Below are 15,341 nucleotides of genomic sequence, written 5' to 3'. Positions count from 1 at the left end.
TATCTGGATTGCTATAAAACGTTATTAGTCGAGCAATTCTTTTAATTTGTTCTTCAGTTCTGTTAGTTGAACGATAAATTTTTCGCCGGACTGACGAATTTTTAATTCCACGTTTCCATCTTTCAGATTTTTTTCACCTACAATTAATTGTACGGGCATGCCGAGCAAGTCAGCATCATTGAATTTGAATCCCGCGCTGGCATCAAGTCTGTCGTCAAATAGAACTTCATAGCCTGCATTCAGTAGTTCATTATATAATTGCTCGGATGTTTCCGACACATTTTGATTTTTCATATTTAGCCCGATAAGATGAATATCGAAAGGTGCAAGGGGTTTTTTCCAGATTATGCCTCTTTCGTCGTAGTTCTGTTCGAGATAACAGGCCAGTACTCTTTCGACTCCAATGCCATAACTTCCCATCACAACGGGATGTTCTTTGCCGGTTTCATCGAGGTAATTAACTCCAAGTGCTTCGGAATACTTTGTACCGAGTTTGAATATATGACCAAGTTCAATTGCTTTAAAAACACTGAGTGTAGAATTGCATCGAATGCATTTTTCACCGCTTTCGACTGTACGCAGGTCGAAATATTCAATTTGAGGTACGTCGCGTCTCAGGTCGATACCCCCGATGTGATAATCGTTTTTATTTGCACCGCTATATAAATTATTGGCGTCTTTCAAGAGATTATCGGCAATAATTCTGTGTTTGAACCCGATGGGGCCGATAGAGCCTGCGTCTGCGCCTGTGATTTCTTTCAGCTCGTCGGGATGTCCCGGTCGTACGTTTCCACCCAGCACTGCCTGAAGTTTTGTTTCGTTAACTTCGTCATTGCCGAGCATTAATACCAGAACGGGTTTGCCATCGCTTATATAAACTCTCGATTTTGCAGTTTCATGTTCGTCGATGTTCAAGAATTCGCACAATTCGTCGATCGATTTCACATTGGGCGTATGAATTTCATAAATTTCTTTCGGTACTTCGTGTCGTTTTGCAGACGAGGCAATCGATTGTGCCACTTCAACATTAGCGGCATAACCACAATTTTCGCAATAAGCAACCGTATCCTCGCCGGCATCGCTTTTAACCATGAATTCTTCAGATTTACTTCCTCCCATTGCTCCGCTCGAAGCTCCCACAACGAAGTATTTAAGTCCACAACGGTCGAAGATTTTTCTGTATGCTCGGTCGTGTAACTCGTACGACCTATCGAGGTCTTCGAAGGATCGGTCAAGCGAGTAAGAATCTTTCATAATAAATTGTCTGCCTCGTATAACTCCACTGCGGGGACGGGGTTCATTTCGGAATTTGGTTTGTATTTGATACCAGATTTGTGGCAAATCTTTATAAGAAGTAAGCGCACCTTTTGCATGCCATGCAACAATTTCCTCGTGCGTGGGTGCAAGGACGTAGTCTCTGTTTTTGATATGAAACATTATATCGCCGAAAGCTTCAACACGTCCCGTCTGTTCCCAGATATCTTTTGGATTCAAGGCTGGATAATGGAATTCCTGCCCGCCAATTGCATTCATCTCTTCCCGTATAATATCCATTACTTTTCGTAATACTTTATAGCCCAACGGTAACCAGGTATAAATACCAGCTGAAAGCTGGCGTACGAGGCCAGCACGTATCATTAAAATATGGCTCGGAATAACCGCTTCGGCCGGTATCTCTTTTAAAGTGGGCAAAAACGATTTACTGAATTTCATATTGTACCGTTCTTTGTGAAAAACTTAAGTGCAAAGATAAAAAATAAATCGAAATTGAATTTTATTATTTTTTTCTAAATTACAATCCTGAAAGTCGAGAAAATAAAATACCGAAACGTGAAATTATAAAAACAGATTATCGCTTAAACGTCGGAAGCGTGACATTATGGTAGAAATGTAAAAAAAGATAAATCAGCCACGGAGCTATTGTATCACAACAAATTCCATAGTTGTAAAAACGGCAAAGTTATCTAATTATTGAAGATATTCACATTCTTTCCCTCTCTATTGTTATATTAGAGAAAAATAATTTCAGAAAGATTGTTATGAACTACGATCCAGTAGTAGAAGATCCTAAATATTACGATACAGAGTTTCCCTCGTCGATGCTTCCCGTTGTTATCGAAAGTTATGGTTATAAATTGATAGGAACATATTTTCTTGCCGCAGGTAAAGGGCCGCATCCTATAATTATACTTCTTCACGGCTTTCCCGGCAATGAAGTTAATTTCGATCTCGCACATGTATTCCATCGACAAGGATTTAATGTACTTATTTTTCATTACAGGGGCTGTTGGGGAAGCCAAGGAGATTATTCATGGGAAAATCTTACAAGAGATTTGGAATCGGCAGTCAATTTTATAAAACAAAATCATAAGAATGATAAATTCAGATTGGATTCTACAAGGATAATTCTTGTGGGACATAGCATGGGAGGATTTGCTGCTCTCTATTACTCAATATTCCACGATGAAATCAAAAATGTAGTTTCAATCGCAGGTTTCAATGCAGGTGCTTTTGGAGAGCTACTCAAAATAAATAAAGAGATATTTGATTTAAGTTTGGAAAAAATAAAATTTTTTGCTACGATTGTTAAAAATACAAGCGCCGAAAAATTACTGGGTGAACTAATATCCAACATGAATGAATGGAATTTATTAAAATATTCGAGCAAACTTTCTCTAAAAAGATTACTGATTATTGGAGCAAAGTACGATACAACAGCTCCCCTTGAAATTCATCATTTACCTTTAGTAACTTCCTTGAGGCTTGCCGGTGCAGAAAAGCTGGAGGAGAATGTACTCGAATGCGGGCATTCGTTTGCGGACAGCAGAATTGAACTGGCAAGAATAATTTCTAACTGGTTGAAAAAAATAAGGTTTTAGTTATGCCTGAAAAAATTTCTGATATGACACCTGATGAATTTTCAAAAGCCGGCAAAGAAGTAATTCAATGGGCTGCCCGGTATTTCGAAAATATTGAAAACTACCGCGTTCTGCCCGACATAAAACCGGGAGAAATCGAGAAACTAATTCCGAATAAGCCACCTGAATTGGGAGAGGATTTCGAAACAATTTTGTCGGATATCGATCGTATAGTCCTTCCAGGTATTACTCACTGGCAGCATCCAAAATTCATGGCATATTTTGCATCAACATCAAGTGGACCCGGAATACTGGCAGATATTATTAGTTCTACCTTGAATTCAAACGGAATGGTGTGGAAATCGTCGCCTGCATTGACGGAAGTGGAGCATAAAGTTCTTGACTGGTATCGATCAATGCTCGGATTTCCTGATGGTTATAAAGGAATAATATACGATACTGCTTCGATAAGTTCGTTTCATGGAATAGCAGCTGCACGTGAATATAAATTGCCAGAATCGAGAAATAAAGGAATGAGTTCATTGCCAGCGCTGCGTCTTTATTGTTCTGAACAGGCTCATTCCTCGATCGACAAAGCTGCAATTGCCCTGGGAATTGGTCTGGAAGGAGTGCGTAAAATTAAAGTTGACTCAGAATTTAAAATGATTCCCGGAGAGCTTAAAAAAGCAATAGAAGAAGACATAAAAAATGGATATTCACCATTTTGCGTCGTTGCTACAATTGGGACAACTTCAACAACGAGCGTCGATCCGGTTGATGAAATAAGTGAGATTTGTAAAGATTACAATTTATGGCTCCATGTGGATGCAGCATATGCAGGCGTTACTTCGATGCTGCCCGAAATGAAAAAATATTTTAAAGGCATTGAAAATGCCGATTCGATAGTTACCAATCCACATAAATGGCTCTTTGTTCCGATTGATCTGAGTGTCTTTTATACCAGGCGTCCTGATATTCTCAAAAGAGCATTTTCGCTCGTTCCTGAATATCTTAAAACCGATGCCGACTCAGAAGTAGAAAATCTAATGGACTACGGAATTCAACTCGGTAGGCGTTTTCGCGCTCTTAAACTCTGGTTTGTAATCAGATATTTTGGCGTTGAAGGTTTAAGGGAAATATTAAGAAAGCATATTCGTCTGGCTCATTCTTTTGCTGACTGGATAAAAGAATCGAGCGATTTCGAATTGCTCGCTCCTGTACCATTTAGCACTGTTTGTTTCAGAGCGGTTCCTCCCGGAATGGAAGAAAAAGTTTTGAATGAATTCAACAAACTCTTACTTGGAAAGATTAATTCAACGGGAGAATTGTTTCTTACGCACACTGTTTTGAATGGTAAATTTACTATTCGCCTTGTAGTTTCAGGTATTCGGCAGGAAGAAAAGCACGTCGTAGAAGCAATTGAATTAGTCAAAAAGGAATATGAAAAGCTGCTTAAGTAATCAGTGATTTTCGAAATCCTGATGAAGATTATCTTTCAATTCAAGGTATTCACCAAATTTACGCAGCACTTCCCACGAATAGATGCCGTAGTCATAACCGTCTTTCCATTTGATTTGAATTGCGTAATTGCCTACGGGAGAAATGCTTTCAATTTCGTACATGCCCGGTTTAGTCGGACCTTTAGGTGGCGGAGCATAATGTTTCCACAGAATTGTTTCACCTTTGTTGCCCGCATCTGGCGATTCGTCTCTTAAAAACTTCAATGGGTATTTATAAATTTTTCCGTCGCTCCACTCGATTTCAAGATAGTCCTGTTTGTGTAACTCGATTCGTAACGGTGTAGTCATTTTATTTCGTTTTTTGTTTAAGTAAAAATATATTATTTGCTCGAAATAAAAAATCGGAATATAGAACCAGACTAATGTTATGCCTGCCAGAAAAAAAGAGTTGAAGATTGGTGGCATAATGTTGAATGTTTCAGAAAAAGTTTATTATAATTAAATGAAATTGGATTGTTTACAAATTCACATGTGAATTAAAATGGAAACAGTACTATTTTTGATAGCGTTAATAATTGCTGCAGGGTTAGCAAAAAAAATCATAAAGCCGAACAACTCGGATTCCTTCCGTAACTACGATAATGATTAAACTTTATCACTTCACTTTATTGAATTAGCAGTTTGTAAATTAAATTCGAGAGAGTTTTTCGCCAGAGATTATTATGCGAAACGAAGTGATGTTCTCAGGCAGGCATGAAAAAAAGCACCAGTAAGTAGAATCGTTAAACTTAATATGAATAATTTAGCATGGAATCATCCTTATTATGAACTGCTTCGTAACGTACTTTGTAAGCACACGTTAATATGAATTAATAATGAAATTACAAAAAACGTTTCTAACTCCTATTGTTTAATCAACTCTACTGGAATGCTAAGTTCATTCAAATCGGTCAATGCATTGATGAAGTGAATTTTTTTAAAATACATGATGTCGGCAGGTTTTATTTCGTCTTCGATTAATAATCCCTCGTTTATTAATTTTTCTCGTTTAGTCCCTTTCAAAAGCGGTTCGGCGGGTGTATATAAATTTTTACCGTCGTCGAAGACTAAATTGTATATCGAAGCATCTGTAATTTTATTTTTTCTGACAATAATAATTTCATCACTACCGGCATTGTTTAATAGTTTGTTGATTTCTCTTCTATTTTCATATTTAAACTTATATTCAATTCTGTCGTTATTAATAATCCGGATTGTTTTAATAGTTTTTCTTTTATACGGAATAAATTCTATCGAATGGATTAGATCTGAATAAACAATGCGGCATTTAGTTATTTCGTCGGTAATATCCTGGGGAATGGTCAAAATTTCTTCAAGCTTGATTTCGTCTTTTATACCAAAGAGTAATTTTCTCGATGTGTTAAAGCGATTATTGTGGTAATCGATGTTGTGTAATTTTTTCTGAAATACTTTTATAGTTTCAATTAATTGGGACATATATTTTTTTTAATAACTCTTCGTATTCAAATTCAGGGTTGCTCATGTGAGTAATGCCGCCGCCGCTTTTATAATAAAGTGTGCCGTCGATCGATTCAATAAAGCGGATAAGCACGCAACTATTGAGCGACTCACCGTTAAATACACCAAAAATTCCAGTATAATAACCGCGTTCGTAATTTTCGGCTCGTTTAATAATCTCAACGGTTTTCTTCTTAGGAGCACCTGTAATCGAACCAGCGGGCAGAAGCGAGAAGATAATATCGCCCAGTCGATGTTTATAATCGGGAGGTAAATCACCAACAATTTCAGAACTGACTTGCAAAAGCGATTTGTCGTGAGTTTCGAGTCTATCGATATAACGGAATTTGTTGACCCGTACATTCCTGGCTACAATCGATAGATCATTACGAATCAGGTCGACTATCGTGTTGTGTTCCGCAGTTTCCTTTTCATCGCTTAATATTAGTTCTGCAGCGCCTGGAATTGAAGCGTCGATTGTGCCTTTCATCGGATACGAATAAATTTTTCCATCAATAATTTTAACGAAGGTTTCTGGCGAAAAACAAACGAACCTGTCTTTCAATAATATTTTATATCGTGCGCTGCTCAGTTCATAGATTTGCTCCAGACTCAAATCCGTTTCTATTCGGGTGGGAAATGTAAGATTGAGTAAATAAGTGTTGCCATCATAAATTTCTTTGAATACTGTATCGAATGCTTTTCTGTATTCTTCAAAGGTCAAAGGAAATTTTTCGAGCTTTATTTTTTTTGATAATGCTTTTTTCTTTTGTTCTTCATCAATGCTGTATTTAAGTCCAGATTCTTCGGCTCTATCTAAAGAGCAAATAATCGGTTTATTCATGTCGAAGTCGATTAGAAATAGAAAAGCTTTTGATTCCGCACCATATTCATTCATCAGTTTGATTGCTTCTTTTTTATTCATCTTTTTTTTAGAAATTCGATAATTTCTTCAAAGTTATCGTCCCATATATTTTTAACCTCGCCATTGTTGAGAAAATAAACCCTTGGCGGAGATGTTCCAATAAGGTCAAAAAAATCGTCGACTTCAATTTTTGTGTAAGGATAATCAAAACCGGTCAACGTCTTAAAAGAATCGACGCTAACTTCACCTTCGGTATAATAGAGTGTAAATATTTTCGAAAATAGTTTATGGTTTTTATCATATTTAGCTAACATCTCTGCTACAGATTGACAATGCTCACATTCAGTATTAAATACAGCAATAAATTTTTCTCCGCTCGATAGGTCAACTCTACCTGCACCTTCAAAATGTGTAAATTTTGAAAAGGGAAAATTCTCCGCTGCTTTAATTGGAAACGTTGTAAATGTGATAACGATTGATAAAAAAATCGTTGCAGCAGGAATGAATAAATTCTTTTTTGATATTTTTTCGGATTTGTAAACAATGGTTATTAATAGTAACAGTACAATATTTTTCAATGAAGATTCGATGGGAGACATGTCAAGTATACTACCAAAACAGCCACAATTCTGCGAATCGCCCAGAATGAATTCTGTGTAGAGCAAATAAAGTGTAAATATAATTAAGACAAAAGTTGATAAGGGCAATGTAAATCTTCTTGTTTCATAAGGAAGGAAGAATAAAATTCCGAGTCCCAATTCGAAACCGATTAAAAGGCGCGTTAATAGAGCGGCTACTTCTCGACTACCTGTAATTCCATGGTCGATTAATATTATTTCAATCAATCCTGGACTAATTGCTTTTGAATAAGCTGAAAAAATAAATAGCGCACCAAGTATAAATTTTAATGTGACAGTAAGCTTGTTGTTCATCTATCTTTCGAAAGTTAGTTGTAAACTTTTATTTAATTCGTCCGAAAGATTAATTTCAAGTTTGTTTTTTAATTCGGTGTTGAGTGCTGTAATATTTTTTTTGTTGCTTGCTGGGAGGATAATCTTAGTGAAACCCAGCTTAGCTGCTTCATTGATTCTTCTGTCGATATGCGGAACACTTCTTATTTCACCTCCAAGTCCAACTTCTCCGATAATTACAAGTCCATTTTTTACAATTCTATTTTGAAAGCTCGATACAATTGCAGCACAAACAGCCAGGTCGATTGCCGGCTCGTCGATTCTCAACCCGCCTGCAATATTCAGGAAAACATTCTGTGAAGATAATTTCAGTCCCGCTCTTTTTTCGAGTACAGCCAGTAAAATTGCAAGACGTCGATAGTCGAATCCGGTTGCAACTCTTTGTGGATTTCCATAATAAGAAGGTGTAACCAGAGCTTGAACTTCGATTAATAGTGGGCGAGTGCCTTCGAGGCTTGCGGTTACAACTGTACCGCTAATATTGCTGCTTCGCTCGTTCAAAAAAATTTCACTCGGGTTGTTAACTTCGTGCAATCCAGTTTCGAGCATCTCGAATATTCCGATTTCATTTGTGTTGCCAAATCGATTTTTTTGAGAACGAAGTATCCGATATGAATGGCTTTTTTCGCCTTCAAATTGTAAAACCGTGTCCACTATGTGTTCAAGAATTTTAGGTCCTGCGATTATACCTTCTTTTGTAACGTGGCCGATTAATATTACTGAGCAATTCTTTTTCTTTGCAATGCTCATTAATTCTGAAGTTGATTCGCGTATTTGTGTGACAGTGCCGGCAGTATTGTCGAGCTCTGGTTTGTAAACTGTCTGAATCGAATCGACAATGACAACATCTGGTTTTTCATTTTCGATAGCGGTAAGGATATTTTCGAGATTTGTTTCGGTTAGAATAGATAACGAATCGGAATGGATGTTGAGTCTTTTGGCACGCTGGCTGATTTGATTAATCGATTCTTCGCCTGTAACATAAAGAACATTTCCTTTGATATGTGATGCTGCCTGGAGAACGAGAGTCGACTTTCCTATTCCCGGGTCGCCTCCTATCAAAATTACAGAGCCGGGCATCATTCCCCCTCCCAGAACTCGATCAAATTCATTGATGTTTGTTTTAATCCTTCTTTCGATTTCAATATCTGTCTTGTTCAATTTAAAAGTCTTATAACTCCCGCTGTGTTTTTCTTTTCTTAATTTGCCTGTTTCAACAACTTCTTCAGAAAACGAATTCCAGCTTTCACATTCGGGGCACTTACCCAGCCATCGGATTGACTCGTAACCGCAATTAGAGCAGACATATTTTGTTTTTATCTTGCTCATTTACAGTCCCGACCTTTTAATAAATTTTTTAATTATCGGATCGTTAATCTTTAGCATCTCTTCGAGGTTGCCGACAAAATGAATTTTCCCTTCGTGAATCATAGCAATTCTTTCTGCTGTTTTCTGAACGCTGAATATATCGTGTGTCACGACAATTGAAGTAACGTTCAATTTTGTGTTGAGTTCTTTGATCAACTCGTCAATCGAATCGGATGTAACAGGGTCGAGACCTGTAGTTGGTTCATCATAAAGAATATATTCAGGGCTTGTAATTAGTGCTCTTGCAAGACCCACTCTTTTTTTCATTCCGCCGGAAAGTTCTGCTGGTTTCATATTCTCCGTACCGCTCAATCCAACCAGAGACAGCTTTTCTTCAACGAGTTGCTTAACTTTTTCTGATGAATAATTATAGTTATTTTCGATGAGAGGCAGACTGACATTTTCGAAGACGGTCATCGAATCGAATAATGCCGCACCCTGAAAAAGAAAGCCAAAGCGTTTACGTACTTCATATAATTTTTCTTTGGAGAGATTTGTAACCGAAATTCCATCAACTATAATTTCACCCTCGTCGGGCATAATCAAACCGACGATATGTTTTAATAATACCGACTTGCCACATCCGCTTTTGCCTATTATGGCAATCGATTCTCCGGAATTGATCGTAAGATTGATTCCATTTAATACTTTATTTTCGCCAAAGGACTTATGAAGATTTTTTATTTCAATCATACCAATAAGAAATATTAACCGATGGAAATATATAAAAGTAAGGCGAGTTAATCGAATGCGATTATAAATGCAGTCAGCAGGATAGTAAAAATTTTCGAATAAAAGTTAATGAGCTAAGGATTTAATCCAGTATGGCAATCGACACAAAGCATTTTTTTCCATTGATCGCCCACATCTTCTCCGGGATGCTTGAATTCAAGCGCGGAATTTACGCCGGCCACTTCGAGCCTGTCGGGACTACCTTGTGCATTTATTGAATGACAAAGGTTGCAGTCTTTGCTAATAAACCTGCCCGTTTCAGTTTTATGCCTGTCGTTGTGACAGCGGAAGCATCCCATAAATTCGAGGTGTCCGATGTTGTTTGGATAGACCGACCATTTTACTTTCATTTCCGGGAAAATGTTTTTGTCGAAAGCGTTTAAAATTCCCTTTAATGCTCTGTCAATTTTATCTTTCTGTCTGGAATAAACATCAGGATAATTATCTCTATAAAAAGTATAGATGTACTCTGTAATGGCTTTATGAGCCGAATCGGTTGTCGGGAAATCGTTGCCAAGTATATCCATCGATGCAAATTTAATCAATGGTAAATCCTGCGGTATGTCGCCAGATGTAATTGCATCGTTAATAAAAAATGCTGGCGGCCTGTAGTTATGAGAAGGACGATTATGACAATCCATGCAATCCATTGTTCTTGTTTCAAGTGAATCGAGAGCCGATTGTGAAAGTGGACTGTCTTCATCTTTGTAAATAAAAACTTTACCAGTTTTTTTGTTCGTGTATTTAACCCACGGAATCGACTGACGTTTTTCGTCGGAGGATTTATATTCGATTTTTATATCGGGATTGATATGCCAGTGAATGCCTTCCTGTAAACCCAGAGCGCTCAAGTTTGCGCCGATTTTCATCGTAAGAGTTATATCCCATTCTGAATTATTGTAATCGGAAAGATAATGTCTTTCATTGCGAAGTTTGCGTGCATAGAATTTTTGTGGCCAGTGGCATTCCTCGCATGTTTCTCTTGCGGGGCGCAAATTTTTAATCGGCGTTTCAATCGGTCGTGGAACGGTTCCAAGTGTAACAGCATAAACCTGATAGAGTCCGGACAATTTAGAGCGCACGTACCAGCTGGCACCTGTGCCGACGTGACATTCGACGCATGAAACTCGCGCATGCGGCGAATTCTGATATGCAACAAATTCCGGCTTCATTACCGAATGACAAATCTTTCCGCAAAACTCAACAGATTCCGTGTAATGAAATGCTTCGTAACTGCCAACCGCAGTAGCCAGTAAAAAAATTGCAGTGCCAACCGAGAAAATCATAAATGCATTGCGGGTTCTCAAATCATTGAAATCAATTGTAGGCCAGTCTTTAGCTACTTTTATTCCACCACGCTTTTCTTTCCGAATTTTTAACCACATTCCGACAGGAATTAAAATTAAGCCGAATACTAAAACAGCCGGCAGAGCAATGTAAATTATTAGTCCAAGATAAGAATTATCTTTTCCAATAATCGAACTGATGATGAATAGAAAGACAATCATAAAGAAACTGATAAGTGCTATCGTTGCACCGACGAGTGAAATCCAGTTCTGAGTAGAATGTGGAAGTTTTAATTTCATAAACCCGCTCTTTTTATCCTGTTATAAAAATAAACATAAAGAAATGAATTCTTTTTTGAAAGAAAAAAAATGGGACTGTCCGAAATCGGCGGGAGTTAATTCCTGACAGTCCCGTTATAAGGAGTAAAGCAGACTTTAATCTTTTTCAATAATTATTTTCTTCTTCTTGGGTACTGGAACTATATGGTCATGGCAATGGCAGCAACAGCATTCGGAATCGTGCATAAACGGTGCTTTTCCCATGTGAAAATTTCCCAGTTTAATTCGAAATCTTTTTTGCATGTATTCTTTTAGAAATTCATCTGCTTCTTCGCCTTCGTAGACTTTTGTTGTTTCCTTCCCGTCTTCTTTAGTTATTACGGTTACTTTTTTTACGCCGTCTTTAATTTCAATCTTGATATCTTTATCCAACTCCATGTTCGATGAATCGTCAGAAAACCAGAACATCATAGGTGAGGGTAGGTCGATATCAATTTCTGGCGGAAATTCGAAGTCAAATTCGTCTATTCCTTCCCATTCGAATTCATCAGGATCGATGTTGATTTTTATTTTGGGAGGAATCATGCTCATTAATCGTATTCTATCTGCAAGCATTTGCGCCTCGTCGCCCTCGAATACAACCTTCTCTCCGTCGACTTCAAACGTAATTCGATCCACATCACCTTTGAGCTTTTTTATTTTGGAACGAAATTCATCTGAAGATTCCTGGGCATTGAGCGTTATTCCCAGCAGACCAAATAATAATAGTAAAATGATGAAAAATAATTTTTTGTTGTTTTGTTTTTCCATAGAACTAAACCTCCTTGTTGAATGTCTAATGCACGGTATGATACAGTGTCTTTCTGTTAAATGATTCTTAAAGAATGTTAAAAAATGTTAAAAGCATTTAGTTTTTCGTTTTCTTCGACTATTATAGACGTATGAAAGAGAAAAAAGTGAAAATATTGACTGCATTTATGACGGCAGCCCTTTTCGGCATAGCTGCTATTCAATTTTACTTACTCAAACATTCACTCAAAATAGAAGAGGAAAAATTCGATCGGAATGTCAGCTACGCCTTGTTAAGAGTGACTGACAGACTGGAAAAACGTAATACAGCTGATGTTGTAATTAATAAATTTTTCGACGATAATTTTATTCCTCCTCATTTCGGGAAAGATTCCGGATTCATTTTCAAACACGAAAACGACTTCGATTTCGATATCAACGTAATCGTAAAAGACGATTCGAACGAGTTTAAGATAAAAGCAAGAAACATCCGTAAACTTCCTGTGCCGCCTCATGCCATCTGGGTTCGAAAAGTCGATACTATAATTCAAAAGAAACTTGTCTCGAATGTACTGGATGATCTTTTTGCAGTCAGTGACAGTGTCGAAAAGAAATTGGATAAAGAAGAACTTGAGAATTTTCTTAAAGATGAATTTTCCGATGGTTCGATAGAAACTGATTTTTATTTTGGTGTTCTTAATCATAAGGATGACAGGTTTGTCTTTACGAAGTCAGGAGCCGATGAGGTGGAACTGAGAAAGAGCAGATACCGCGCACCACTGTTTCCAAATAGAATTTTTGCATCGCCTTACGAATTGATGGTCTATTTCCCTGATAAAGATTTCTATCTTTTAAAGTCGCTCTCTTTAATGCTTGTAATGTCGTTTCTTTTCATCTCTGTAATTGCCTTAGTGTTTTATCACACAGTGCGTATGTTCGTCCGTCAAAAGAAATTAACAGAGGTAAAGAATGACTTGATTAATAATATTACGCACGAATTCAAAACCCCGATTTCAACGATATCGATTGCCTGCGAGGCACTGAACGAGCCAGAACTTGCTGCAAATGAAAAAATGGTGAAAAGATATTCTAAAATAGTAAGCGAGGAAAACGAACGATTGAAGAGACTGGTCGAAAGTTTGCTTACAACCGCAGCCCTCGAAAAAAATGGAGGTTCGTCATTCAATCTCGTTAAAAAAGAAGTCTCCATTGACGACGTGATAAACGATTGTATAAAAAGTTTTAATGAAAGATTGCGTTCTGAAAAATTTTCCATCGAGACGGCTGGCATACCTTCGGGTATGGTTATTAAAGGCGATAAATACCACCTTGTTAATGTGTTTGGTAATTTAATTGATAATGCAATCAAATATAATTTGAGGACGCCCGACATAAAAATATCGGTTTCCCGCAATGGATTTTTTTGCATTGTAGAAGTAATGGACAACGGCATCGGGATCCCTCGCAGCGAAATCGATAAAATCTTCGATACTTTTTACAGAATATCCACAGGCAACATTCACAATGTAAGAGGAAATGGATTGGGTCTAAGTTACTGCAAAATTATTGTAGAGCTGCACGGTGGAAAAATAAAAGTGGAAAGCAAACCGAATGAAGGGAGCAAGTTTATAATTACATTGCCAATATTAGAAAATATGTCATGACAAAAATTCTTTTGGTTGAAGACGATAGTAATCTCGGTTCCATTCTTTCGGAATATCTAACCTTCAAGGGTTACGAAGTTAATCAGCAGATAAACGGTGAGGAAGCCTGGAAAGTATTTGGCTTGGCTAAATTCGATATCTGTATTATTGATATTATGATGCCAAAGATGGACGGATTTACACTGGCAAAGAAAATCAGAAATCAAAGTAATGTGCCGTTCCTTTTCTTGACTGCTAAATCATTGATCGAAGATAAAATAGAAGGTTTCAAATTAGGCGCCGACGATTATATTACAAAGCCGTTCAGTATGGAAGAATTGATGTTGAGAATAAACGCTATTTTGAATAGATACAATAATGCAAATATCAATGGCAATATTAAAATCGGGAAGTACATCTTCAATTATGAAGAGCGCCTTCTAATTGTGGAAGACAATTCAAAAAAACTGACGGCAAGGGAAGCTGAATTACTGAAAGTGCTGTGCGACAACAAAAACAAAGTCGTCGAAAAACAATTTATTCTGAAAAAAATATGGAACGAAGATTCCTATTTCGCAGCCAGAAGTATGGACGTTTATGTTTCTAAACTCAGGAATTATCTCAAAGAGGATAAATCTCTAACAATTTCAACAATCTACGGAGCTGGAATAAAACTCATCGAAAAATAAATTATTTCATTAAATTCCATTAACAATAACAATCTTTCTAATTATATTGCTTTCAAAAAAAATAGGCTTATGAGCAGGTTCAGACTCGACATTGAATACGTTGGAACGCGTTACAGTGGCTGGCAAATGCAAAAAAACGGCAGAACAATTCAGGGTAAATTAATAGAAGCTGCCGAAAAAATATTTAAGGGTGAAAAAGTCGAGTTGCAGGGTTCAGGCAGAACGGATGCAGGTGTCCACGCAATTAATCAGGTAGCCCATCTGGAAGTCAAAACGATGCTGGCTCCCGAAATAATAAAAATGAAATTCAACGATTTATTACCTGCCGACATAAACATCCTCGAAGTGTCGAAAGCTAATAAAAATTTCCATGCTCGACACGATGCCATCGCACGCAGTTATATTTATCAAATTTCAAAAAGAAGAACGGCGTTCGGAAAGCAATTCGTATGGTGGATTAAGGACAAACTTGACGTTGAGTATATGAAACAAATTGGTGGTTTATTCGAGGGAATGCATGATTTTGCATCCTTTGCCGATAAAGATGCTGACGACAAATCCACAAAAGTGCTCGTCGAAGCAATTCAATTTAAGGAAGAAGGAGATCTTATTTTGATCCGTATAATTGGCTCACATTTTTTGTGGAAAATGGTGCGTAGAATTGTGGGTGTTCTTGTAGAAGCAGGAAGACATAAACTAAACGAGAAAGATGTGGCAGCGTATTTGAATACGTTTACACGTGAACCGACAAAGTACACAGCTCCACCATCGGGACTGTTCCTTGAAACTGTTGTTTATCAGAAAAATTACAAGTGGGGAGGTATAGAACCGGTTGTTAATCTTTTGCCATCAACACTATTTAGTTTGAGAAAAAAATGAGCGA

Annotated in this window: 14 protein-coding genes; 5 read left to right on the top strand and 9 right to left on the bottom strand. The window is 37.3% G+C overall.

All coding sequences use genetic code 11. The annotated features are described in order from the left end of the window. Positions 1-24: 24 nt before the first annotated feature. Positions 25-1,713: a proline--tRNA ligase gene (locus ACUN8G_RS09555; protein ID WP_437346847.1), complete on the bottom strand. Its 1,689-nt coding sequence runs from the start codon at positions 1,711-1,713 to the stop codon at positions 25-27. Between the two features lie 326 nt (positions 1,714-2,039). On the opposite strand from ACUN8G_RS09555, the gene ACUN8G_RS09550 reads away from it, so the two are divergent. Both ACUN8G_RS09550 and ACUN8G_RS09545 read left to right on the top strand, forming a co-directional pair. Beyond that, positions 2,040-2,879 carry an alpha/beta hydrolase family protein gene (locus ACUN8G_RS09550; protein ID WP_437346846.1) on the top strand — a complete coding sequence of 280 codons (840 nt, stop codon included), beginning with the start codon at positions 2,040-2,042 and terminating at the stop codon, positions 2,877-2,879. Between the two features lie 2 nt (positions 2,880-2,881). Beyond that, a complete protein-coding gene (locus tag ACUN8G_RS09545; protein WP_437346845.1) occupies positions 2,882-4,318 on the top strand; it encodes a pyridoxal phosphate-dependent decarboxylase family protein in 1,437 nt (478 codons plus the stop codon). Here the strand turns inward: ACUN8G_RS09545 and ACUN8G_RS09540 are convergent, their stop codons facing one another. From ACUN8G_RS09540 to ACUN8G_RS09505, 8 genes are all read right to left on the bottom strand, one after another. Then, the gene (locus ACUN8G_RS09540) at positions 4,319-4,666 is read right to left on the bottom strand and encodes a gamma-butyrobetaine hydroxylase-like domain-containing protein (protein ID WP_437346844.1); all 348 of its coding nucleotides are present in this window, start codon (positions 4,664-4,666) and stop codon (positions 4,319-4,321) included. It lies immediately after the preceding gene. Positions 4,667-5,221: 555 nt separating this feature from the next. After that, a complete protein-coding gene (locus ACUN8G_RS09535; RefSeq protein ID WP_437346843.1) occupies positions 5,222-5,815 on the bottom strand; it encodes an aminotransferase class IV in 594 nt (197 codons plus the stop codon). Continuing rightward, entirely contained in the window at positions 5,799-6,761 is a 963-nt protein-coding gene (locus ACUN8G_RS09530) for an aminodeoxychorismate synthase component I (RefSeq protein ID WP_437346842.1), read from the bottom strand. The genes ACUN8G_RS09535 and ACUN8G_RS09530 overlap by 17 nt, the downstream gene beginning before the upstream one ends. Then, positions 6,758-7,633 carry a MauE/DoxX family redox-associated membrane protein gene (locus ACUN8G_RS09525; protein ID WP_437346841.1) on the bottom strand — a complete coding sequence of 292 codons (876 nt, stop codon included), beginning with the start codon at positions 7,631-7,633 and terminating at the stop codon, positions 6,758-6,760. Before ACUN8G_RS09525 ends, ACUN8G_RS09530 begins: the two co-directional genes overlap by 4 nt. Continuing rightward, positions 7,634-9,001 (bottom strand): DNA repair protein RadA, encoded by a 1,368-nt coding sequence (gene radA, locus ACUN8G_RS09520; RefSeq protein ID WP_437346840.1) that lies wholly within the window; start codon positions 8,999-9,001, stop codon positions 7,634-7,636. Further along, a complete protein-coding gene (locus ACUN8G_RS09515; RefSeq protein WP_437346839.1) occupies positions 9,002-9,733 on the bottom strand; it encodes an ABC transporter ATP-binding protein in 732 nt (243 codons plus the stop codon). A gap of 113 nt (positions 9,734-9,846) precedes the next feature. Next, positions 9,847-11,358: a cytochrome c3 family protein gene (locus ACUN8G_RS09510; protein WP_437346838.1), complete on the bottom strand. Its 1,512-nt coding sequence runs from the start codon at positions 11,356-11,358 to the stop codon at positions 9,847-9,849. Between the two features lie 135 nt (positions 11,359-11,493). Next, on the bottom strand, positions 11,494-12,147 hold the full coding sequence (locus ACUN8G_RS09505; RefSeq protein WP_437346837.1) for a hypothetical protein: 654 nt from the start codon (positions 12,145-12,147) through the stop codon (positions 11,494-11,496). A 146-nt stretch (positions 12,148-12,293) separates the two neighbouring features. Here ACUN8G_RS09505 and ACUN8G_RS09500 point away from each other — a divergent pair, with 146 nt between their 5' ends. From ACUN8G_RS09500 to truA, 3 genes are all read left to right on the top strand, one after another. Beyond that, positions 12,294-13,790, top strand: coding sequence for a sensor histidine kinase (locus ACUN8G_RS09500; RefSeq protein ID WP_445480934.1), 1,497 nt, complete (start codon positions 12,294-12,296; stop codon positions 13,788-13,790). Further along, positions 13,787-14,458, top strand: coding sequence for a response regulator transcription factor (locus ACUN8G_RS09495; protein WP_437346835.1), 672 nt, complete (start codon positions 13,787-13,789; stop codon positions 14,456-14,458). The genes ACUN8G_RS09500 and ACUN8G_RS09495 overlap by 4 nt, the downstream gene beginning before the upstream one ends. A 69-nt stretch (positions 14,459-14,527) precedes the next feature. Then, positions 14,528-15,337: a tRNA pseudouridine(38-40) synthase TruA gene (gene truA, locus ACUN8G_RS09490; RefSeq protein WP_437346834.1), complete on the top strand. Its 810-nt coding sequence runs from the start codon at positions 14,528-14,530 to the stop codon at positions 15,335-15,337. Positions 15,338-15,341 lie beyond the last annotated feature (4 nt).

It is taken from the genome of Melioribacter sulfuriphilus (assembly GCF_052656625.1).
The sequence above is the reverse complement of the archived record's forward strand: the minus strand, read 5'-3'. Positions and strand labels throughout refer to the sequence as shown.